Source organism: Paenibacillus sp. PSB04 (genome assembly GCF_025809195.1).
In the GTDB taxonomy this organism is placed as follows: domain Bacteria; phylum Bacillota; class Bacilli; order Paenibacillales; family Paenibacillaceae; genus Paenibacillus_AQ; species Paenibacillus_AQ favisporus.
Genome location: NZ_CP081301.1, coordinates 3,889,026 through 3,909,331, shown reverse-complemented (window position 1 = coordinate 3,909,331; position 20,306 = coordinate 3,889,026). Strand labels below are relative to the sequence as shown.

General features: G+C 54.7%; 25 protein-coding genes. 1 reads left to right on the top strand and 24 read right to left on the bottom strand.

Going from position 1 to position 20,306, the window contains the following annotated elements; all coding sequences use genetic code 11:
• Positions 1–25: 25 nt before the first annotated feature.
• From ahrC to K2F33_RS17945, 23 genes are all read right to left on the bottom strand, one after another.
• Positions 26–475 (bottom strand): transcriptional regulator AhrC/ArgR, encoded by a 450-nt coding sequence (ahrC, locus tag K2F33_RS18055; protein WP_076170024.1) that lies wholly within the window; start codon positions 473–475, stop codon positions 26–28.
• 30 nt (positions 476–505) lie between these two features.
• Positions 506–988, bottom strand: coding sequence for a hypothetical protein (locus K2F33_RS18050; protein WP_089550304.1), 483 nt, complete (start codon positions 986–988; stop codon positions 506–508).
• 187 nt (positions 989–1,175) lie between these two features.
• Positions 1,176–2,033, bottom strand: a complete 858-nt coding sequence (locus K2F33_RS18045; protein ID WP_263878186.1) for a TlyA family RNA methyltransferase — start codon at positions 2,031–2,033, stop codon at positions 1,176–1,178.
• Positions 2,034–2,069: 36 nt separating this feature from the next.
• Positions 2,070–3,977 (bottom strand): 1-deoxy-D-xylulose-5-phosphate synthase, encoded by a 1,908-nt coding sequence (gene dxs, locus K2F33_RS18040; protein WP_263882386.1) that lies wholly within the window; start codon positions 3,975–3,977, stop codon positions 2,070–2,072.
• Between the two features lie 117 nt (positions 3,978–4,094).
• A complete protein-coding gene (locus K2F33_RS18035) occupies positions 4,095–5,021 on the bottom strand; it encodes a polyprenyl synthetase family protein (RefSeq protein ID WP_181153020.1) in 927 nt (308 codons plus the stop codon).
• The gene (xseB, locus tag K2F33_RS18030) at positions 4,993–5,256 is read right to left on the bottom strand and encodes an exodeoxyribonuclease VII small subunit (protein ID WP_076170021.1); all 264 of its coding nucleotides are present in this window, start codon (positions 5,254–5,256) and stop codon (positions 4,993–4,995) included. The genes K2F33_RS18035 and xseB overlap by 29 nt, the downstream gene beginning before the upstream one ends.
• Positions 5,246–6,610 (bottom strand): exodeoxyribonuclease VII large subunit, encoded by a 1,365-nt coding sequence (gene xseA / locus K2F33_RS18025; protein ID WP_076170020.1) that lies wholly within the window; start codon positions 6,608–6,610, stop codon positions 5,246–5,248. The genes xseB and xseA overlap by 11 nt, the downstream gene beginning before the upstream one ends.
• Positions 6,611–6,623: 13 nt before the next feature.
• Positions 6,624–7,481 carry a bifunctional methylenetetrahydrofolate dehydrogenase/methenyltetrahydrofolate cyclohydrolase FolD gene (gene folD, locus K2F33_RS18020; RefSeq protein ID WP_076170019.1) on the bottom strand — a complete coding sequence of 286 codons (858 nt, stop codon included), beginning with the start codon at positions 7,479–7,481 and terminating at the stop codon, positions 6,624–6,626.
• Positions 7,482–7,542: 61 nt separating this feature from the next.
• Positions 7,543–7,986: a transcription antitermination factor NusB gene (gene nusB / locus K2F33_RS18015; protein WP_076170018.1), complete on the bottom strand. Its 444-nt coding sequence runs from the start codon at positions 7,984–7,986 to the stop codon at positions 7,543–7,545.
• A gap of 164 nt (positions 7,987–8,150) precedes the next feature.
• Positions 8,151–8,384: a DUF2273 domain-containing protein gene (locus K2F33_RS18010; protein ID WP_076170017.1), complete on the bottom strand. Its 234-nt coding sequence runs from the start codon at positions 8,382–8,384 to the stop codon at positions 8,151–8,153.
• Between the two features lie 15 nt (positions 8,385–8,399).
• Positions 8,400–8,939, bottom strand: coding sequence for an alkaline shock response membrane anchor protein AmaP (gene amaP, locus K2F33_RS18005; protein ID WP_076170174.1), 540 nt, complete (start codon positions 8,937–8,939; stop codon positions 8,400–8,402).
• A 78-nt stretch (positions 8,940–9,017) separates the two neighbouring features.
• Positions 9,018–9,425: an Asp23/Gls24 family envelope stress response protein gene (locus K2F33_RS18000; RefSeq protein ID WP_076170016.1), complete on the bottom strand. Its 408-nt coding sequence runs from the start codon at positions 9,423–9,425 to the stop codon at positions 9,018–9,020.
• 121 nt (positions 9,426–9,546) lie between these two features.
• Positions 9,547–10,890 carry an acetyl-CoA carboxylase biotin carboxylase subunit gene (gene accC, locus K2F33_RS17995; RefSeq protein WP_263878185.1) on the bottom strand — a complete coding sequence of 448 codons (1,344 nt, stop codon included), beginning with the start codon at positions 10,888–10,890 and terminating at the stop codon, positions 9,547–9,549.
• A 28-nt stretch (positions 10,891–10,918) separates the two neighbouring features.
• Positions 10,919–11,419 carry an acetyl-CoA carboxylase biotin carboxyl carrier protein gene (gene accB / locus K2F33_RS17990; RefSeq protein WP_263878184.1) on the bottom strand — a complete coding sequence of 167 codons (501 nt, stop codon included), beginning with the start codon at positions 11,417–11,419 and terminating at the stop codon, positions 10,919–10,921.
• Between the two features lie 148 nt (positions 11,420–11,567).
• Positions 11,568–12,467, bottom strand: coding sequence for a SpoIIIAH-like family protein (locus K2F33_RS17985; RefSeq protein WP_263878183.1), 900 nt, complete (start codon positions 12,465–12,467; stop codon positions 11,568–11,570).
• 49 nt (positions 12,468–12,516) lie between these two features.
• Positions 12,517–13,155 carry a stage III sporulation protein AG gene (gene spoIIIAG / locus K2F33_RS17980; protein ID WP_076170012.1) on the bottom strand — a complete coding sequence of 213 codons (639 nt, stop codon included), beginning with the start codon at positions 13,153–13,155 and terminating at the stop codon, positions 12,517–12,519.
• A gap of 16 nt (positions 13,156–13,171) precedes the next feature.
• Positions 13,172–13,936, bottom strand: coding sequence for a stage III sporulation protein AF (gene spoIIIAF / locus K2F33_RS17975; protein WP_076170011.1), 765 nt, complete (start codon positions 13,934–13,936; stop codon positions 13,172–13,174).
• Positions 13,937–13,951: 15 nt separating this feature from the next.
• Positions 13,952–15,142 carry a stage III sporulation protein AE gene (gene spoIIIAE / locus K2F33_RS17970; RefSeq protein ID WP_076170010.1) on the bottom strand — a complete coding sequence of 397 codons (1,191 nt, stop codon included), beginning with the start codon at positions 15,140–15,142 and terminating at the stop codon, positions 13,952–13,954.
• Between the two features lie 17 nt (positions 15,143–15,159).
• Positions 15,160–15,549: a stage III sporulation protein AD gene (gene spoIIIAD, locus K2F33_RS17965; RefSeq protein WP_076170009.1), complete on the bottom strand. Its 390-nt coding sequence runs from the start codon at positions 15,547–15,549 to the stop codon at positions 15,160–15,162.
• Positions 15,550–15,561: 12 nt separating this feature from the next.
• Entirely contained in the window at positions 15,562–15,765 is a 204-nt protein-coding gene (spoIIIAC, locus tag K2F33_RS17960) for a stage III sporulation protein AC (RefSeq protein WP_076170008.1), read from the bottom strand.
• 14 nt (positions 15,766–15,779) lie between these two features.
• Complete coding sequence (spoIIIAB, locus tag K2F33_RS17955) at positions 15,780–16,298, bottom strand: stage III sporulation protein SpoIIIAB (protein ID WP_076170007.1); 519 nt, start codon at positions 16,296–16,298, stop codon at positions 15,780–15,782.
• On the bottom strand, positions 16,291–17,334 hold the full coding sequence (gene spoIIIAA / locus K2F33_RS17950) for a stage III sporulation protein AA (protein ID WP_256992888.1): 1,044 nt from the start codon (positions 17,332–17,334) through the stop codon (positions 16,291–16,293). Before spoIIIAA ends, spoIIIAB begins: the two co-directional genes overlap by 8 nt.
• A gap of 78 nt (positions 17,335–17,412) precedes the next feature.
• Positions 17,413–17,682 (bottom strand): YqhV family protein, encoded by a 270-nt coding sequence (locus K2F33_RS17945; protein ID WP_412974004.1) that lies wholly within the window; start codon positions 17,680–17,682, stop codon positions 17,413–17,415.
• A 367-nt stretch (positions 17,683–18,049) separates the two neighbouring features.
• Here K2F33_RS17945 and K2F33_RS17940 point away from each other — a divergent pair, with 367 nt between their 5' ends.
• Positions 18,050–18,787 carry a 2-phosphosulfolactate phosphatase gene (locus tag K2F33_RS17940; protein ID WP_076170006.1) on the top strand — a complete coding sequence of 246 codons (738 nt, stop codon included), beginning with the start codon at positions 18,050–18,052 and terminating at the stop codon, positions 18,785–18,787.
• Positions 18,788–18,863: 76 nt separating this feature from the next.
• Here the strand turns inward: K2F33_RS17940 and K2F33_RS17935 are convergent, their stop codons facing one another.
• Complete coding sequence (locus tag K2F33_RS17935) at positions 18,864–20,117, bottom strand: aspartate kinase (protein WP_089548099.1); 1,254 nt, start codon at positions 20,115–20,117, stop codon at positions 18,864–18,866.
• Positions 20,118–20,306: the final 189 nt, after the last annotated feature.

Sequence of the window (20,306 nt, the reverse complement as noted above, 5' to 3'; positions counted from 1 at the left end):
CGCTAAGGCAAATCTATAATTTGTACTATGAAATAAAGCTGTTGATCATCTGGACCAGCCGCTCGCTGTCCTCATTCGTCCGGCAAATGATCAGCGCCGTGTCATCGCCGCAGATCGTTCCCATGATTTCGTTCCATTCCATGTTATCCAGCAGAACGGCAACGGCATTGGCCGTTCCCGGCAGGCACTTCATGACGACCAGGTTGTTCGTGTAATCGATGTGCACGAAGTTATCCACCAGCGCGCGCTTAAGCTTCTGAACCGGATTGTAGCGCTGATCCGTCGGCAGTGAATATTTATACCTGCCGTCATCCATCGGCACCTTGATCAGCAGCAGTTCTTTGATGTCCCTGGACACGGTTGCCTGGGTCACCTGAAAACCCGCTTCACGCAGAGCCTCCACCAGCTCGTCCTGGGTCTCGATCTCCTGCTGGGTGATAATCTCGCGTATTTTGATATGGCGTTGTCCTTTCATAGTGGCCTCCCAAATGTTAGTTGCTCATATTTAATCATCATAACCATTCCAGTCCTCTTCATCCCAATCAAAATGAATACGCCGGATTTCCCCTTCGTCGGCATCGACGAAGAGCACGCCGCCTGAGCCCGGATACAGCAGAAAATAGGGCAGCAGACGGTCGCGCAGACCGGATCCGGTCCATTCCAGGGGCAGACGCCTTCTGGCGACTTTCACAAGGTACAATACCTCGTCATCGTCCCTCACGACATAATCGATAAACAGGCGGCTGTGATATTCCTCCCCGTCCGCCTCAAACAGCAGCGGGATCTTGATTTTGCCGCCGATCACTTCATAGCCTGCCTCCTCCAGCAGATCTACCGCGGGATGGTCATGTATCTGTTCGTTAATCGGCATTTCCGGTACGCGGGCAGGCAGAGGGTTAAACAGCCATGATCTCAGACCGTACGCGATCCAAATGATCAAGAGCACGCCGATCAGCACCATGACCAGCAAGTCTGCACGTCCCTCCATCCTCATCACCTCGCCTTGGTATTCGCGGAAATGCGGAAGAATCCCTTTTTTAAATGTATAAAAATCCGTTTTTCGAATGTATAAACGCATATAAACAAGCTCATTATAACCCAAACAAACGTTCTCATCAATCGTTATTCCAAAGTTTTTGTTTCAGCAGAATGATGACCGTCTCTACAAAAAGAACTCATCCCTTGGATGAGTTCCCTGTAAACGTATGGCGTGCCTGCGCAACTACATCAGCAACCAAAGCCTGCAGTTCTTCTTCAGCTACAGGTTGTCCTGCTGTATCCGATGGGCTCGCGGGCACATGCCAATGAGCGAGAAATTCGATATTTCCTTCACCGCCGGTGATCGGCGAAAACGTTAGTCCTTTTAGAATAAAGCCTAACTCCGCGGCAATAGACAGCACGTTCATCAGCACCTCGCGGTGAACTTCAGGTTCCCGGACGACGCCGGACTTTCCGACCTTCTCCCTGCCGGCTTCAAACTGCGGCTTAATCAGCGCAGCTACGTCGGCCGGTTTGTTCAGGAGCGCCATCAGCGGGGGCAGGATGATGCGCAGCGAAATGAAGGATACATCGATGCTGGCAAAATCCGGGGCCGGGCCTTTCAGATCCTCGGGCGTCATGTAGCGGAAGTTGGTCCGTTCCATCACGCATACCCGCTCGTCATTTCGCAGCGACCAATCCAGTTGATTGTACCCGACATCAATGGCGTACACATAGCCGGCTCCGTTCTGAAGCGCGCAATCGGTAAAGCCGCCTGTGGAAGACCCGATATCCAGCATCGTTCTGCCGGTCAGATCGATCCCGAAGGTGCGGAGCGCCTTCTCCAGCTTCAAACCGCCGCGGCTGACATACGGGTGCACCGCTCCCTTGACCCTAAGCGGCGTATCGCGCGGAATTTTCGTTCCCGCCTTTTCGACCGGTTCTTCTGCGGCTAAAACCAGCCCGGCCATAATCGCCGCCTTGGCTTTTTCCCGGCTCTCGTAAAAGCCCTGCTCAACGAGCAGGACATCGATTCGTTCTTTAGGCAAATTCATCGTTATCTCCTGACTGCACGGCGATTTCGGCGTCCATTAGGAAGGAAACTGGGTTTTGCCGATCTCGTAAGGATGCAGGGACATCAGCTTCTTGATTTCACCGACGACTCCTGCTGCCGTAAGACCGGTCTCCTCCCGCTGCTCCTTCACGCTGCCATGCTCGATAAAGCGGTCGGGCACACCCATCAAGGACACTTTCGTGTCAAATATATGCTTCGAAGCATAAAACTCCAGTACGGCGCTGCCCAAGCTGCCCGCTTCGCTGGCTTCCTCAAGCACCACCATATTCGTGCCGTTCTCGGCTAGCTCCAGCAGCATTTCTTCATCCAGCGGCTTCATGAACCGGGCGTTGACCACCTGCAGGTGAATACCTTCCCGTTTCAGCTGGTCTGCTGCCTCGAGCGCAACCTGAACCATCGGGCCGCAGGCCAAGACGGCGTACCCTTCGCCTTCACGGACGGTTTCCCACTTGCCGATCGGAATCGGCACAAGCTCCTCGTCCAGATGAACCCCCAGGCCGTTGATCCGCGGGTAGCGGTAAGCAATCGGTCCGTCGTTATACTCCAGAGCGGTTTTCATCATATGTCTCAGCTCATTTTCATCCTTCGGCATCATCATGACCATGTTCGGAATGTGGCGCATAAACGCGATGTCAAACACACCCTGATGCGTCTCGCCGTCATCCCCTACGTAGCCGGCCCGGTCGATGGCGAACATGACATTGGCGTTGTGGCGGCAAATATCGTGAACGATCTGGTCATACGCACGCTGCATGAACGTGGAATAGACGGCGAACACCGGCTTCATGCCCTCCATCGCCAACGCGGCGCACATCGTCGCCGCGTGCTGCTCCGCAATGCCGACGTCGATCATGCGGTCCGGAAACCGTTCACTGAACGGAATGAGACCGGAGCCTTTGGGCATTGCTGGCGTGACAGCGATGATGCGGGAATCCTGTTCACCTAACTCGATCAGCGTCTTGCCGAACACGTCGGTGTACATTGGATTTCCTACCGATTTAAGCACTTGGCCAGATTCGATTTTGTACGGCGTAATCCCGTGCCATTTATATGAATCCGCTTCTGCGGGTTTATAGCCTTTGCCTTTGGTGGTAAGCACATGCACGAATACCGGTCCGCGCACGTTGTCGGCCTGCTTGAACGTTTCGATCAGCTTGTGGATATCATGGCCGTCCACCGGTCCGAGATAAGTTAAGCCCAGCTCTTCGAACAGCACGCCGGGAACCATCATGTATTTGAGGCTTTCCTTCAGCCTGGATCCGGTCTTGGCCAGCATGCCGCCGATCGCCGGGATCTTCTTCAGCATCATCTCAAGCTCGTCTTTTGCACGCAAATAATGGCGGTCCGAGCGGATTTTGCTCAAATAGTTATGCATGGCGCCGACGTTCGGCGCAATCGACATCTCGTTGTCGTTCAGAATGACCATCAGGTCCTTCTGTTCATGTCCTATATGGTTCAAGGCTTCGAATGCCATGCCGCCGGTGAGCGCACCGTCCCCGATCATGGCGATCACTTTGTTGTTTTCCCCTTTTAAGTCCCGGGCAACGGCCATGCCGATAGCCGCGGACAAAGAGGTGCTGCTGTGCCCGGCTTCCCAGACGTCATGCTCGCTTTCACTGCGTTTGACAAAGCCGCACATCCCCTTGTATTTCCGCAGCGTGTCGAACTGATCCATCCGGCCCGTCAGCATCTTGTGTACGTACGCCTGATGTCCTACATCAAAAATAAATTTATCGCGCGGGCTGTTGTAGCAATAGTGCAGGGCCAGCGTGAGTTCCACCACTCCCAGATTTGATGCGAGATGCCCCCCGGTGACCGACAGCTTCTCAATCAGAAATTGACGGATTTCGGCCGCCAGAGAAGTGAGCTCGTCAACCGATAGTGATTTCAATTGTCTTGGCTCGTTAATTTGTGGAAGCAGCACGGCAATCTCCCCGCTTTCCTTCGTAATTAGTGTATGGTTATCCATGACATTCTTCCATGATTAGATTCTTTTCGCCATTATATCATAAAATGCCCATCATACATAAAGCATCATGCTCTAATGGTCCCTGTGCATTAAATAATCGGCGATCTCCAGCAGGCGCTCCGGATCCTGAAAACCGGCGTTCAAGACAGCCGCTTTGGCTTCTCGAGTCAGTGATTCGACCTGCTGCTGCGAAGCTTCCAGGCCGATAAAATAAGGATATGTCACCTTCTCCTGCTTGATGTCGCTCTGTGTCTTCTTACCCAGTTTTGCCTCGTCTCCAACCAGGTCCAGGATATCGTCCTGAATTTGAAAGGCGAGCCCAAGGCGGCTGCCAAACGTACGCAGCGCTTCCAGCTCACGCTCCGAGCCTCCGGCAATCCGTCCGCCGGCAAGGAGGGAGAAAATAATCAGATCGCCCGTCTTGTGCTGGTGGATATACTGAAGATGCTCCAGATCCGTGACTCCCTGCTCCCCTTCCATATCGGCCGCCTGTCCGCCAACCATGCCTCTTGGACCGGCCATTTCCGCGAGGTCCTGCACAATGGCCAAAATCGGGGCCGCATCAATGCCATGCTTCGCCGAGATTCGGGCGATCGTATAAAAGGCATGCGTCAGCAGGGCGTCTCCGGCCAGAATGGCGGTAGCTTCGCCATATACTTTATGATTGGTCAGTTTGCCCCGGCGGTAGTCATCATTATCCATAGCTGGCAAATCATCATGAATGAGCGAGTAGGTATGCACCATTTCAACGGCGCATGCCGCATCAAGGGCCGCCTCCCCATTGCCTCCGAGCGCTTCGCAGGCTGCAATCACCAGCAGCGGACGGAGCCGCTTTCCTCCGGCCATCAAGGAATACGTCATGGATTCCTTTAAAGAAGAAGGAACCTGCCAATGATGCGGCAGGCTGTCCTCCAACGAGGCGGTTACTTTCTCGGAAATCTGCTGCATGTATTCCTGGAACGAAACCCGGTCACTCAAAAACTTCACCGCCGCTCTGATCGAGCTGTCCGCCGCCGAACGGCTTCTTGCGAAGCTCTCCATCCTCTTCAACGATCATCTCGATTTTCCGTTCCACCTGTTCGAGCTTCTGCCCGCACAGCTGGGACAGCTTCATTCCCTGCTGGAACAGCTCGATCGCCTTTTCGAGCGGAACGTCGCCGTGCTCCAGTTCTCCGACGATATCCTCGAGCTGAATCATTGCGTCCTCAAAGCTGAGCTCTTTTTCATTCCCCATGTTCCTGTGCATCCTCCTTCAGTTCCCATACCTGGCAGGATAACTGGCCGTCGTTCACTTTGATCTGGACCACGTCGCCAGGCTGTACCTCATGAATCGATTTAATTAAACGCTTCTCCTGCTCGTCATAAACGAGGCTGTAGCCGCGGGCCATCACCTTCAGCGGACTGAGGGCATCCAGATGGCGCACGCCGGAAGTAAGCTGGGATTTCTTGTCTTTCAGTATGTTCTGCATCGACTGAAGCAGCTGCCGGCGCGCCGCATCGTTGCGGCTCCGGGCCCCTGTCAGCTGCTCCTGCGGATTGTACCGCATCAGCGCATGGTACATGCGGCTTCTCTTTTCCCGGTTCAGCTGAACCCGGGAACGCAGGTTGCCGCTCAGCCGCTGGCGCAGCATGTCCAGGCGCTCCGCATGCTGCAGCATGTAGCGCCGCGGATGCAGCAGCACGGGCGAGCGCTGCAGTGACGCCAGCTGCTGGCGGCTGCGCTTCACCCGCTGCTGAAGCAGCTGGAGCAGCAGCCGTTCCCGCTGCTGCAGCCGCGCCTTCAGCTCGCCTGCATGCGGCACGGCCAGCTCCGCGGCCGCGGTCGGAGTCGCCGCTCTCAGGTCTGCAGCGAAGTCCGCGATCGTGAAGTCGGTTTCGTGCCCAACGGCCGAAATGACCGGAATATGCGAGGCGCGGATCGCCCGCGCGACCATCTCTTCATTAAAGGCCCACAGCTCCTCCAGTGAGCCGCCGCCGCGGCCGACGATCAGCACGTCCGCTTCATCCAGCTCGTTCATCGTGCGAATGGCCTTCACGATCGAAGGAGCGGCCCCTTTTCCCTGGACTAGGACAGGGGCGAGAATGATCCGCGCCCGCGGGTAACGCCGCTCAAGCGTCGTCATAATATCGCGTACGGCCGCACCTGTCGGTGATGTGATGACGCCGATCGTCTCCGGAAACTCCGGAATCGGCCGCTTGCGGTCTGCAGCAAACAGCCCTTCTTTCTCCAGCTTTTCCTTAAGCTGCTCATAAGCCAAATACAGACTGCCGATCCCATCGGGCTGCATTTGGGTGGCATAAAATTGGTACTGCCCATCCCGCTCGTATACCGTAACATTCCCTCTAGCGATGACCCTTGAGCCCTCCTTGGGTCGAAACGGCAGCCGCTGGTTGTGGGAGGCAAACATAATCGCTTTGATGCGGCTCCCTTCATCCTTGAGCGTGAAATACATATGCCCGCTGGAATGGTGGGTAAAATTCGATATTTCACCCCGGATCCAGACGTCGGACAGCAGACTGTCCGAGTCCATCTTCATCCGGATATAACGGTTCAAGTCCTTGATTGAAAAAATACGCTGCGGTTCCATGGCATCCGCTCCGTTATGCCAATCCGTGGTGGCGTTTGGCCGCGATCAAGGTGTTCTGCATCAGCATCGTAATCGTCATCGGTCCTACACCGCCAGGCACCGGCGTGATCGGACCCGATACTTCCTTAACGCTTTCGAAATCCACGTCTCCGGCCAGCTTGCCGTTCTCCAGCCGGTTCATGCCCACGTCGATGACGACGGCACCCGGTTTCACAAAGCTTGCATCGATGAAATTGGCCCGGCCGATCGCAACGACCAGAATGTCGGCCTGACGCGCAATGTCCGCCATGCCGATCGTCCGGGAGTGGCACATCGTCACGGTCGCGTTTTCGCGCTGAAGCAGCAGCGAAACCGGTTTGCCGACGATATTGCTGCGGCCGATGACGACGGCATGCTTACCGGCCAGCTCTACACCCGCACGCTTGATCAGCTCGATGACGCCTGCCGGCGTGCATGGAAGAAGGCTGTCATCTCCGATGACCAGGTTGCCGACGTTTACCGGATGGAATCCGTCAACGTCCTTGTCTACCGCGATCGCGTTAATGACTGCCTTCTCGTCAATATGTCCAGGAAGCGGCAGCTGGACGAGGATGCCGTCAATGGTGTCCTGCTTGTTCAGCTTGTCCACCAATGCAAGCAAATCCTCCTGAGTTGTCGAAGCCGGAAGCCGGTGAACCTCCGAATAGTATCCGAGGTCGTGGCACGCTTTTTCCTTGTTTCGCACATAAACCTGGGAAGCCGGGTCCTCTCCTACCAGCACGACGGCAAGCCCCGGAGTGACGCCTTTGGCGGCCAGCTCCTTGACTTCGGCGGCAATTCCGGTCCGGATATCCTCAGAAACCTGTTTTCCATTGATAATAGATGCTGTCATGTCGCTCTCTCCCCTATGTTTTAGATTGGCAAAGCGGACGGCTAAACGTCCTTATGCAAGACTATGACTTCAATTGATCCAGCTCGCGGATCATGTTCCCCAGAACTCCGTTAACAAACTTGCCCGAATCCTCGGTTCCGAAATGCTTGGCCAGCTCGATCGCCTCATTGACGGCAACCTTGGCCGGCACGTCGTCGCGATACAGCATTTCATAGGCGGCGAGGCGGAGGATTTGGCGGTCCACCTTGGAGAGGCGGCTCATTTGCCAGCCCTTCAAATAATTTTCCAGCAGGTCGTCCACCGCTTTTTTGCTGCCCCAAATGCCGTTTACGAGCCCCAGCACAAATTCCTTCAGTTCCGCTTCATCGGTGATGGTCCGCTCGGTATCATTTTCTTCAGCGGCATCCTCCAGCAGCATTTCCAGCGCTTCTTCGCTTGTTGCTTCGTTCATTTCCATCTGATACAGGCACTGAACGACCAGTTCCCTGGCTACACGTCTTTTCATCATGTTCCTCCTAGAACCTTGAAATTTCCTCTTGTCCTTATTATGGGTCACCGCGGGAATAAAAACATCGTGATTTGCACAAAAAAACCGTGAGCATGTCAATCTCCAGAATATGGGCTTCAAGAAGCTGCAGCTCTTTTTCCGGAGAAAGGCATATCACGGGTTCATTTAAAGGGGCGCCAGCGCTCGGAGAGCCACTGACCCATTTCCCGCCAGCGGAAAAAGGAATCCATCCGCAGATCCTTCCTTTTGCCGGCAGAATATCCTATGAACACTACCAATGCAAAGAACAACATATCCCAAAAACCCGCAAACAAATAAATAAAACCGAAAAAAATACCGCCGGCAATACCGGTAATCCGTCCTTTGTGACTCTCCCAAATTTCTTTCCAGATCACTCGGAGAATTCACCTCTATTCCACTCTACTCTTGATCACTGGTGCATGGGCCACATTCGCTATATATACCGCCACGTTAGAGACCGGAATGCCTGTCGTTTCCTGAAGGTGATCATGAACCTGCTTCTGCACGTCGGTGGTCATGGCCGGGATAGACACATCGCCGTCAACGACGGCACGAATCATGATTTCAAGGCCCGCTTCCGTCACATGGATTCTGGCCTTCAGGTCCTTGACGCCCCTCACCCGCGAAGCCGCCTTGAGACACAGGTTCTCGATCGTCTCGACCGAGATCTGAATGTCGCCGAATTCGGTCCTCTGGTCAATGGAGTGGACATGCGTTCTGTCCGGGCGAATCGAGATATAGAAGAAGCGGATACTGAGTAAAAAGAGGATCACCGCCGCCACGATGACCGTCAGCTGAAGCTCGGCTGTATTCAGCAGTTCATCCGGAGACGGAACCAAATCACTCATGAGGAGGATGGCAAATACACATATTACTCCGATACTCAAGCTGTAAATAAACAGCAGAAGTCTGTCCAGTATCTTAGCCACGAACAGCACAGCCTCCTTAAATTAGAGTAAACCCTCGACATTTCGGGTGTCGGGGGTTATGGTGACCAATTGAATCCTTTATTTTACGCGCTGACTGTAATCAACGTCTTCGGCTCTCTCCGCGTTTTTGAAGTAAACATCATGGATATGCACATTGACTTCAATGACCGTAAGGCCTGTCATCATTTCGATGGAGCGTTTGACATTGCGCTGGATTTCCGTCGCCACTTCCGGCAGCCGGTTTCCGTACTCGATAATCACCGAGACGTCCACAGCCGCTTCGCGCTGGCCGACTTCCACCTTCACGCCTTTGGACAAATTTTTGCGGCCAAGCAGCTCGGCGATGCCTCCGGCAAATCCGCCGCTCATGCCGGCGACGCCTTTCACTTCCACCGTAGCCAGACCCGCGATCACTTCAATCACTTCAGGTGCTATTTGAATTTCACCGATGTCCGTACGTTCAAATTCACTCGGTAATGTGCTCATCCCTGAATCAACACACCTTTCAGATAATATATAAAACCGCTTCAGATGAAAGCAGGATTGCCCCTAATCATTCATACTATACCATTTGGGGAACTTTATGACAAACAATCCGAAGCAGGCGTCAGATTTCGTTTTCCTCCAAAAACTTGATGTCAAAATCGCCGCGGTTGAACACCGGATGCTCCATCAGCTTCTGATGGAACGGAATGGTGGTGTGCACGCCCTCGATGACGAATTCGGACAGCGCCCGCTTCATCTTGGCAATCGCCTCCTGACGCGTCGGCGCCCATACGATCAGCTTCGCAATCATGGAATCGTAGAAAGGAGGAATGCTGTAGCCCGGATAGGCTGCGCTGTCCACCCGTACACCAGGACCGCCCGGAGGCAGGTAAAACTGGATTTTGCCCGGAGCCGGCATAAAGTTCCGGTCCGGATCTTCCGCGTTGACGCGGCATTCGATCGACCAGCCGTTAATTTGAACCTCTTCCTGCGTAAACGACAACGGGTGACCTTCCGCGACCGAAATCATCTCTTTGATCAAATCCACATTGGTGACCATTTCCGTAACCGGATGCTCCACCTGAATTCGGGTGTTCATTTCCATGAAGTAGAACTGGCCGTCGTTGCCGAGCAGAAACTCGAGCGTACCCGCACCCGAATAGTTAACGGCAAGGGCTGCGCGGACTGCGGCTTCACCCATCTGCTGACGAATCTCGGGGGACAGCACCGGACAAGGCGCTTCCTCGATCAGTTTCTGGCGGCGGCGCTGTACGGAGCAGTCGCGTTCGCCCAGGTGAACGACGTTGCCGTGGTTGTCGGCAATCACTTGAATCTCAACGTGCTTCATGCCGGTCAAATATTTCTCCAGATAAACGCCGGCATTGCCGAACGCCTTTTGGGCTTCCTGCTGTGCCGCCGTGATTTGCTTAATCAGCGCCTGCTCGTCCTCAGCGATGCGGATTCCTTTTCCGCCGCCGCCGGCCGTCGCTTTGATGATCAATGGGTAGCCGATGTCCCGGCCGATCATTACCGCCTCATCCAAATCTTCAACCAGGCCGTCGGAACCTGGAATGACCGGTACGCCGGCGCTCTTCATCGTCTGCTTCGCAACCGCTTTATCGCCCATCTTGTTGATGGCGTCGGCCGAAGGTCCGATAAAGGTAATGTTGCAGGACTCGCAAATTTCCGCGAAATCGGCATTCTCGGCGAGAAATCCGTATCCCGGATGAACGGCGTCGCACTCCGTCAACGTGGCGACGCTCATAATGTTGGTGAAATTCAGGTAACTGTCTTTCGAAAGCGTAGGGCCGATACAGTATGCCTCGTCCGCCAAACGGACGTGCAGCGCTTCCTTGTCGGCCTCCGAATAAACCGCAACGGTGGAAATGCCGAGCTCGCGGCAGGCCCGGATAATCCGGACTGCGATTTCACCGCGGTTGGCAATCAGAATTTTTTGAAATTTCATGCAAGTAACCTCCTCCATTGTGCGGTGCCTATTCCGACTTCACCAGAAACAGAGGCTGCCCGTATTCCACCAGTTGTCCGTTCTCCGCAAGAATCTCAACGATGGTGCCTTTTACTTCTGCTTCGAGCTCATTCATCAGCTTCATCGCTTCAATAATGCAAACCGTCGTTTTCTCGTCAACGCGGTCACCGACGCTGACAAACGGCGCGGCGTCCGGAGAAGAGGCTTTGTAGAACGTTCCTACCATCGGGGAGACGATTTTATGTAGTGAGGAAGAAGCCGCATCCGGTGCTGCTGCCTGTCCTGCTGCAGGGGCCTGCGCATTGTCGGCGGGTGCCTGTACGTATTGCGGAGCCTGATGTGCGGCAGGGGCCTGTACAAATTGCGGCGCAGCCTGAACGCTAACCACTTCGGTTTTGCCCGGCTTGCGGATGGAAAGGCGTGCTCCTTCTGATTCAAGTTCAAGTTCATGTACGGAGGTCTCATCGACCAGCTTGATCAATTCTTTTATCTCGTTCAATTTAAACATTCGCAATTCACTCCTTCAGCTGCGTGGAAGCCGTGGCTTCGGACAATTCATACACATAACGATAAGTATTATAACATAATCGGAAGAAATGGAAAGAGTCCTGGGCTGTCCCGGACTCTTTCGACGATATTTCTGTTTTTCCGCCATTTTACTCGGAGACGACTTTCACGCTGACTTTGTCCTGGGTCACTTTCAGCTCTTTCATCACCAGCTGAACGATGCCCGCTGCCTGCTTGGCATCCATTTTGTCGCTCAGGACGAGCACCTGGTACTTGTCGTCATTTTCCTTCACGAATGCGTTCGCAAAGGAGAATTTTTGCTCCAGCTCTTCCTCGATGCTTTCGATGATCGTCTCTTTGTTTTCGAGCGCCTGCAGTTCCTGGCTCGCCTTGGCCGAAGCTTCGCTGTCCTTGCTCATGTCATTGATCGCCGCCATCAGGTCATTTGTTTTTTGAGCATTCGTCTGCGACCGCTGCCATTGAAGAGATTCGAGCATGCTGCTGCCTGTCGAAGCCTGGGAAGCCACTTCCTTCAGGATCTCATCGTCCGTTTTTTCCGTGCTTGCGGTTGTCTTGCCGGCGTCTGTTTTACTTGTGGATGCCGTTTTATCGTCCGCACCTTTGTCGGTTGTCGCTGCGCTCTTTTGTCCGGCGTCAGCCGTATCCTTGGCTGTGTCTTTGGCTGCAGCGTCCTTATCGGCCGTGCTCCCAGCAGCTGCGGTATCCTTTGTCGCGTCCTTAGCCGCGTCTTCCTTCGACGTATCCTGGGCTGTATCCTTCGCGGCGGAACCGTCGGCCTTGCCCGCATCCGCAGTCTTGTCACCCGATTGGCCCGATGTCACGACTTCGTCTACGACAACCCCGTTGTCTTTGCTGCCGGCCGAGGCCGTCGTCTTGGCGTCTTTGTCTGTCTTGCTGTCCACCTGCTGGCTGTCGGCGACCGGCGTCTTCGACGTCCCGGAGTCCTCGGTAAACAGATAATAAGCGGACAGGACTACCATCAAACTGAGCATCGACACCAACCAAATCGTTTGTCTTTTACTGTTCATTCGTTAAATCCTCCTCATAAGTCAACTGGATTATATCGGGGAAATCGGCTTACCCCTGCTTGCGCGGAACGACGGAGATCCGGTAATCCGGTACGTTCAGGCCTTTTTCCACCGCGTCCACAATCAAGTTGCGAACCACTTCATTCTCTGCACCTTTGGCTACGATCAGCACCCCGCGAATTTGCGGCTTTACCTTTTTCGTAATGATCGGCGTCTGCGTTCCCGACTGCTCGTAGGTGACGATCTCGCCATCCCGGGTATACTGGGTCGTATGGCGCTGACCGCCGTTCGCGTCGTTTTCTTCCGACTGCTGCTGGGAGTCTTTCACATTCCGTTGATAGACGATTTCCTCCGTGGAATCCACCGTGACCATGACGTCCACCGTGCCTACGCCAACGATTTTCTCCAAAATGTCCTTCATCCTGCCTTCGGCCGTTTCCTCAATCGCTGCAAAGTCCGAAGTCTGACCTGCCGAGCTCTGGAACGTTTCCTGGGACTCAGCCCCAGCCGGAGGCTCCCTCCCTATGTTTTCGTTATCGAGTTTCTTCACATTGACAAAGGAGTTGAACAGCACGATTGCCACCCCGATCAAGCCGACGATAATCAGCCACCTGAACGTATGTACTCGCTTCGTCCCTCCCTGTCCGCCCCCCAGCCACTGCTCAAGCTTCTTCAGCCACTTCCCCATCGTTTCACCTCCGCCTTTATAACCGGGACTCCTGCCCGGATCCGCTTCGTACCGTGATTACTTCCGGATCGATATTCCATTCGCTTGCCAGCAGCTTGCGGACTTCGCCGGCGCTCTTGTCATCCACAGCGCCTGCGGCCTCCTGCGCTTGATCCTCACCCGGATCAGAATTCATTTGATCTGTTCCAGCCTGCTTCTCATCCGGCTCGATCGTGACCTGCACGTGAACCGGCTTCACCGGCTCGATCTGGATGCCGCTCTCCCCCCGGGTGCCGTCCGAACTGCCCGAATCGCCTTGCGAATCCCTCATTGTAACGGTGACTGCGCTAATGTATGGCTGTGACTGGCCGGCTCCGGCATTCGGATCGTCATTAGACTTCGGCAGTCCGAGAACAACCTGCACGTTCGCAGGTTCCTCGCCGGTTTGCTGCTTGATCTGTTCCTTCATGGTGGAAGCCACCTGCTCTCCCGCCCACTGGAGCGTTTGTTTCTGCTGCCGATGCTTGATCTGTTCGGCCTCGTCCATAATCTGCTCGAGGCTGGTTTTGGAGCCGCTGCCGCCCGGCTGCCGGTCCATCCGGCCGATCGCTGCGCTCAGCTTGTCGAGCGGCGCGTCGGTCACGATCCGGATCAGCGGATTGAGCAGGGTGACCAGCACCAGCAGGCTCAGGACCAGCTTGACGTATCGCTCCATGGATCTGCTCGGCAGCAGCATGTCGACGAAGGTGGCAAGCAGCACGACCATGACGACCTCTTTCAGCCAGTTTCCAAGCCATTCCACGGGCTTCCCCTCCCTTCACCGCATCATGACGGTCACGTTGCCAGCCGTCAGCATGATGGTGATCGCCAGGAAAAACATCAGTCCGACCGCCGCCAGGGCGGCAAAGACGTAAATCATGCTTTTGCCGATCGTGTCCAGGCAGGCGGTGATCGGGGAATCGCCGAGCGGCTGCATGATGGCTGCCGATACTTTATAGATCAGCGCGAGCGTCAGGATTTTGATGGCCGGGAAGGCGCAAAGGAACAGGATGATGATGACGCCTGCCAGACCGATGGAGTTTTTCACCAGCAGCGATGCCGAGATCACCGTGTCCGTCGCATCCGCAAACATTTTGCCGACGACCGGAATGAAGCTTCCGGAGACGTATTTGGCCGCCCGGATCGTCACCCCGTCGGTGATGGATCCCGTGATGCCCTGCACGGAGATAACGCCGAGAAAAATCGTCAGCAGCACCCCGAGCAGCCCCACGCTGATGTTGCGCAGCAAGTTCGCCATCTGCGTCAGCTTGTACTTATCCGACAGCGAACTGACCAGATGAAGCACGGCTGAGAAGAAGAGCAGCGGAAACACCATGACGTGGATCAGCGTTCCGATCGTATTGATCATGAAGATGATCAGCGGATGCGTAACGGACACGGTGACGATGTTGCCCATTGAAGCCAGCAGTGCGAACAGCAGCGGTACCATCGCCATCATGAAGTCGATCATCCGGTCGATCGCCTCTTTGGCATAACCGATCGCGACGTTGAAGCTGTTGATGGCCAGCACGATGATAACCATATAGCATAGGGCGTATGCGACTTTGCTGACCGTTTTCCTCTCAAAAGCCGCCTGAAGCGTCTCCAGAATCATGCTCATGATGCTCAGGATGACGATCGTGACGAGCAGCTTGCCATTGTACAGCACCTCATGCCACATAAAGGTCCCTGCAGCGGTCAGCACCGATTTGAGGCTGAAGCCGCTGCCGCCGGGAAGGAGCATATCCATGAAGGATGGTGTTTTCTGGTCCGGAAAAAATCCCCCGTATTCCTTCATCAAGGTGTCCCAGTACTTCTCCACCTGATCCTTCGGCAAATTCTCCGCCTGGCTCTGGATCAGCTGATCCGTGGGTGAAGCCGCAAAGACCCGGGTGATCCCTGCCACCATGAACACGATAAACAAAATAACGATGTGCATCTTGTCCGGCAGCCTCCGCAGTCCCGGCATGTCTTCACCCCTCTCCTTCAGGCTGGCAGCAGCTTAAGCACCGTTTCGATGATAATGCCGATAATGGGGATGGCAAGCACCATGATCAGCACCTTGCCCGCGAGTTCGATTTTGGAAGCGATGCTTTCCTGCCCGGCGTCTCTGACGAGCTGCGCCCCAAACTCGGCGATATAAGCGATCCCTATAATTTTCAGTATCGTTTTCAGGTAGATCATCTGGACTCCCGACGCCTCGGCAAGCCGTTGGAGCTCCTGGATCACCATACCGATTTTGCCGATCAGGAACATGAAGATCAGCACGCCGGTCGCGGCGGCCAGGACGAAAGCGAACATCGGCTTGTGCTCCTTGATGACGAGGATCAGAATCGTGGACAGAAGCCCAAGGCCTACCACTTGAATAATTTCCATGGTTAGCAACCCCTACTGGAACAAAAAGATGGTTTTGATCTCCTGCAGCAGGTTATCGAGCAGCCGGACGACCATGAACAGCACCACGACAAAACCAATGACCGTCACCCAATGAGCCATATCCTCTTTTCCCATTTGCTTCAGCACTGTGTGAATCATGGCAATGATGATGCCGATTCCCGCAATCTGGAAAATTGCGTTCACTTCAAAGTTCATTCCTAGGCACCTCGCTAAAAGATCAAAATAACGATCAATGCTCCGATGAGCAGCCCGAGACTTTTACTGATCTTCTCGTATTTGGCCTGGTCGTCCCTGGCTGTTGCTTCTTCATGCTTCAACTGCTCGACGGCCAGCTGGATGTGCTTGATTTGGTCCTGTCGGTCGCTTGTCCCGAGCGTGAAGCTGAGCTGATGCAGCACCTCGCGTTCAGGTGCCTTCATGGAGGTCCGCTTCCAGTTCTCATGGAGAGAACGCTGGAGGCTCTCCTGGGCGGTCAGTCCTGTGGCCGGCCCCATCTCACGTGCTGCATTCAGAAAAAAGGTATGGAGAGGCTCCCGCATTTGATCCGCTATTTTGCGAAGTGCTTCCGGAAGTGGGGTAAATCCATAGGTGATTTCGGTAGACAGCCGCTGCAGGGCCAGGATCAGCTCCCGGATCTGCTTCGGCCGGCTGGCAAACTGCCTGGCCTGATGGAATCCGGCAAGTGTGCCGGACAGCAGAATCAGCACGGCGCCAAAAAGCTTAAGCAAGGAAGTTCACCCCTCTCTGGCTGCCCGTCTGAAGCTGCAGCGGCCGGTGCTGCTGGTCGAGGATCCGGCAGCTTAACCCTTGTGCCTTCCTTTTTAAAAGAACGTACCTCTCAAACATTCCGGTTTCTATGAGTCCGGCCAGGGCGGGCCGATGTTTCAGCTCTTCGATGCCGCCGGCATGCGCCGTGGCGACGACCGTAATGCCCGCATGCAGCGCCTCCGTCACCGATTCGGCGTCCTCTCCCCGGCCGATCTCATCCACCATGAGAACATCCGGCGACATGGACCGGATCATCATCATCATGCCTTCCGCCTTCGGACAGGCATCCATCACGTCGGTGCGGGGTCCGACGTCAAAGCTCGGCACGCCTTTGAGGCAGCCGGCGATTTCGGAACGCTCGTCGACGATGCCCACCTTCATCCCCGGCAGGCTGGATTTGCCCAGCCCGGGAAGCCCGCTGCTGATCTGTCTCGCCAAATCCCGCAGGAGGGTCGTCTTGCCCTGCTGCGGTGCCGAGAGCAGAAGCGTATGCCGAATCCTGTTTCCTTCCCTATCGATCAGAAAGGGGAGGATGCCGTCAGCGGCACCCTTCACTTCCCGGGCAATCCGCACATTGAATCCGCTGATATCGCGGATATGCTCGACATGTCCGGCGTGAAGCACCGTTCTACCTGCCAAGCCGATGCGGTGTCCGCCGGGAATGGTGATAAAGCCTTTGCGAAGCTCTTCCTCCATCGTGTACAGCGAATGGTTGCTGATCAGATCGAGCAGCCTTCGGCTGACCTCCCGCTGCGGCTTGTACGCCTTGTCCGCATCCAGCGTCAGCGTGCTTTGTCCCGTAACATAGTGGTGTGAGCCTGCGCCGTTGATCTCCAGCGGCCTGCCTTCACGGATGCGTACCTCCTCCACAACGCTCAGAATATGGTGAGGGAGCTGGTGAAGGATCGATTTGACCGGCTCCGGAAATAATTCCAGCCAGTTTGGATTTGTAATAGGACCACCCCCGTGCTGCCTTTCTCCTGCAAGCTTGTTCAACTTCTGATGGATAAACTACTAGATGTTTTCTTACTTATGTCTATGCTTGGCCCCTAAATTTATGACCACAGTAATCTATCATTTTTTGAGAATGCCGATTAAGAGACAGGACACGCCGAAAAAGATCCACGCCATCTTTCCCCAGGAGAGCTTATCAGCCACGCCGATGAGCCCGATGGAAGTCGTCAGGATGAGCACCGTCGGCCCGACGAATGCCAGCAGGGAATTGACCGCCAGCGCCTTATCTACCTGAGCGAGCTTTAGCATCAGCAGCGCGGCGGCGATTTCCAGACTTCCGGAGATAAAACGCAGCGTAGCCATGCTGAGCACGAACTTGTCCACAAAAATGACCCCCTTTTGCGAGATTGTACTTCTAACCTCATAGATATGCGGGACTCTCTCTTTTTAGTTGTGTTTCACAAGAAAGATACGGAAAATAACTTGGCAAAACGGAGCTGCTTCACGGATTATCAAAAGAGTCATGACAAAGCCTCTATTTAATAACTCCTATATTCGGAACAAAATGCTCCGGGCTTGCATATATTGTTTGGTGAAATACCTATCCGCTTGTCAGTTGCCTGGGTTGGATCCGTCTGCAGACAAACTGCCTGCATCCGGCCAACCAAGAGAGGACCGTTCAACCATCGGCATCTTCAGGGCTAAGCAGCTGAAAGAGGTGTCGTATTATTTACAGATGCATAAGGAGGATTTATCCATGCGGGTGGATGTCATTGCCAATGTGGACGAAGTAAGATCGGAGGAGTTTGTGCACAAGAGCGCCGTTGTGATTGACGTGCTGCGGGCAACCAGTACGATGATTACGGCTCTGGCCCAAGGCGCTACCGGGCTGATGCCCGTGGAGACGGTTCCTCAAGCCCAGCAGATGCGGGGAGACCAAACGTTTGTCGGTGGAGAACGGTATTATAAAAAAATCCCCGGGTTTCAGGCCGGGAATTCGCCGCATGATTATATGACCCCTGAGGTTGCCGGAAAGCTGGTGGTGCTGACCACATCGAACGGGACCCGAGGGCTGCTCAAATCCCATAAGGCCGCCAGAATATTTGCCGCTTCATTTATGAATGGGACGGCCTGTGCGTCGGCTCTGTTATCGTTCGGGAAAGATGCCATCCTGCTGTGCTCGGGATGCCGCAACGATTTTTCGCTGGAGGATGGCCTGTGCGCGGGAATGATCATCGATGCGATGGAGTCCATTTCGGAAGCGCCGCTTCAGCTGAATGATCTGGGCCTGGCGATGAAGCATGCGTACCGGCAGTGCAAGGGATCCCTGTTTGAAACCGTAATGGAAGGATGCGCGGCGAAGCAGCTGGTCAAGCTGGGATTTACGCATGACGTCGAATACTGCACAGGGATCGACACGGTCCCTGTCGTGCCGTATGCGAAGTCGGAAATGATCCTGACGCCGTTGTTCGCAATTGCTGCGAACCGCGGATAATCCGAGCCGCGCTGAAATAAACAAAGCCGCCCCCTGTTGTGGGGACGGCTTTTTGTATGAGTATTTGCATTCTGACCTAGCGGCGGTCCTGTGGGCCTCCCACAAACACCTGCGCATCGGTATCGAGGTTGTAGGCGGTATGCAGCGCTCTGACGACCTGCTCCAGATTGCCGCCTTCGATGACGCAGGACGTTTTAATCTCGGACGTGCTGACCATTTTAATGCTGACGCCCTGCTTGGAAATGACATCGAACATTTCGGCGGCAACGCCGGGATGGCTGATCATGCCCGCACCTACGATCGATACTTTGACCAGATTGTCTTCCGAGGTAACTTCACGGTACGGAAGGGTGGATCTCAAATCCTTGATGACTTGAAGTGCCTGGCCGCTCTCCGACAGAGAGGTGGTAAAGGAAAAGTCCGCCTTGCCGTCCTGAACGCCGCTCTGCACGATGATGTCCACGTTGATGCCGGCGCCGGCGAGCGCTCCGAACACCGTGGCAAGAACGCCGGGAACGTCTTCCACTCCCAAAATACTGATTCTGGCCACATTTTTATCATAAGCGATGCCGCTTACCACTACTCCCTGCTCCATGCTGGTTTCCTCCTTCACAACCGTGCCTTCATTATAGTTAAAGCTGGATCTGACGACGAGCTTCACCTGGTGATGCTTCGCGTACTCCACCGCGCGCGGATGAAGAACAGCCGCCCCCAGGTTGGCCAGCTCCAGCATTTCGTCATACGAAATTTCCTCAAGCTTGCGGGCGCATTTCACGATTCGCGGATCGGTCGAATAAATGCCGTCCACGTCGGTATAAATCTCGCACACGTCGGCATTAATCGCCGCAGCCAGCGCAACGGCTGTCGTATCGGATCCCCCACGGCCGAGCGTCGTGATTTCTCCTTCTTCGGTCATGCCCTGGAATCCGGCCACGATCACGATGTTTCCTTCCTGCAGGGCTCCGATCACCCGGTCCGGAATGATATCCATAATTCTCGCTTTGCCGTGCACCGGCTCTGTCCGGAATCCCGCCTGCCAGCCTGTCAGCGAAACGGCGCTGCGGCCAAGCTGATGAATGGCCATCGACAGAAGCGACATGGAAATCTGCTCCCCGGTGGTCATCAGCATATCCATCTCGCGTGCAGGTGGATTTGGATTGAGCAGCATCGCCTGATCGATCAAATCATCCGTCGTATCCCCCATCGCGGAAACGACTACTACACACTGGTGTCCTTCGTCCTGTTTCTCGACGATACGCCGGGCCACGCGCTGCATGCGCTCAATATCTCCGACGGAACTGCCTCCGAATTTCATGACGTACAGTGACAACTTCGATTCACTCCCCACTCATTGTACAACTGGGCATTATGCAATCATTTCCCACGCCGGTAAAACCGCCCGATCCTATTTCTATATGCGATCAGCACCCTTTTCGCCAATAGACTGGCCATGGTGAGAAAAGCAGGATCTCATGTTGCAAAATGCTGACAACTGTCTAATTTTACGCTTTAAACTAGT

What these genes read in the sequence shown, in the direction of transcription:
- ahrC (WP_076170024.1), bottom strand. Translation starts at nt 475, where the DNA reads ATGAAAGGACAACGCCATATCAAAATACGCGAGATTATCACCCAGCAG.
- K2F33_RS18050 (WP_089550304.1), bottom strand. Translation starts at nt 988, where the DNA reads ATGGAGGGACGTGCAGACTTGCTGGTCATGGTGCTGATCGGCGTGCTC.
- K2F33_RS18045 (WP_263878186.1), bottom strand. Translation starts at nt 2,033, where the DNA reads ATGAATTTGCCTAAAGAACGAATCGATGTCCTGCTCGTTGAGCAGGGC.
- xseB (WP_076170021.1), bottom strand. Translation starts at nt 5,256, where the DNA reads ATGGGGAATGAAAAAGAGCTCAGCTTTGAGGACGCAATGATTCAGCTC.
- xseA (WP_076170020.1), bottom strand. Translation starts at nt 6,610, where the DNA reads ATGGAACCGCAGCGTATTTTTTCAATCAAGGACTTGAACCGTTATATC.
- folD (WP_076170019.1), bottom strand. Translation starts at nt 7,481, where the DNA reads ATGACAGCATCTATTATCAATGGAAAACAGGTTTCTGAGGATATCCGG.
- nusB (WP_076170018.1), bottom strand. Translation starts at nt 7,986, where the DNA reads ATGAAAAGACGTGTAGCCAGGGAACTGGTCGTTCAGTGCCTGTATCAG.
- K2F33_RS18000 (WP_076170016.1), bottom strand. Translation starts at nt 9,425, where the DNA reads ATGAGCACATTACCGAGTGAATTTGAACGTACGGACATCGGTGAAATT.
- accC (WP_263878185.1), bottom strand. Translation starts at nt 10,890, where the DNA reads ATGAAATTTCAAAAAATTCTGATTGCCAACCGCGGTGAAATCGCAGTC.
- accB (WP_263878184.1), bottom strand. Translation starts at nt 11,419, where the DNA reads ATGTTTAAATTGAACGAGATAAAAGAATTGATCAAGCTGGTCGATGAG.
- K2F33_RS17985 (WP_263878183.1), bottom strand. Translation starts at nt 12,467, where the DNA reads ATGAACAGTAAAAGACAAACGATTTGGTTGGTGTCGATGCTCAGTTTG.
- spoIIIAG (WP_076170012.1), bottom strand. Translation starts at nt 13,155, where the DNA reads ATGGGGAAGTGGCTGAAGAAGCTTGAGCAGTGGCTGGGGGGCGGACAG.
- spoIIIAE (WP_076170010.1), bottom strand. Translation starts at nt 15,142, where the DNA reads ATGCCGGGACTGCGGAGGCTGCCGGACAAGATGCACATCGTTATTTTG.
- spoIIIAD (WP_076170009.1), bottom strand. Translation starts at nt 15,549, where the DNA reads ATGGAAATTATTCAAGTGGTAGGCCTTGGGCTTCTGTCCACGATTCTG.
- spoIIIAC (WP_076170008.1), bottom strand. Translation starts at nt 15,765, where the DNA reads ATGAACTTTGAAGTGAACGCAATTTTCCAGATTGCGGGAATCGGCATC.
- K2F33_RS17940 (WP_076170006.1), top strand. Translation starts at nt 18,050, where the DNA reads ATGCGGGTGGATGTCATTGCCAATGTGGACGAAGTAAGATCGGAGGAG.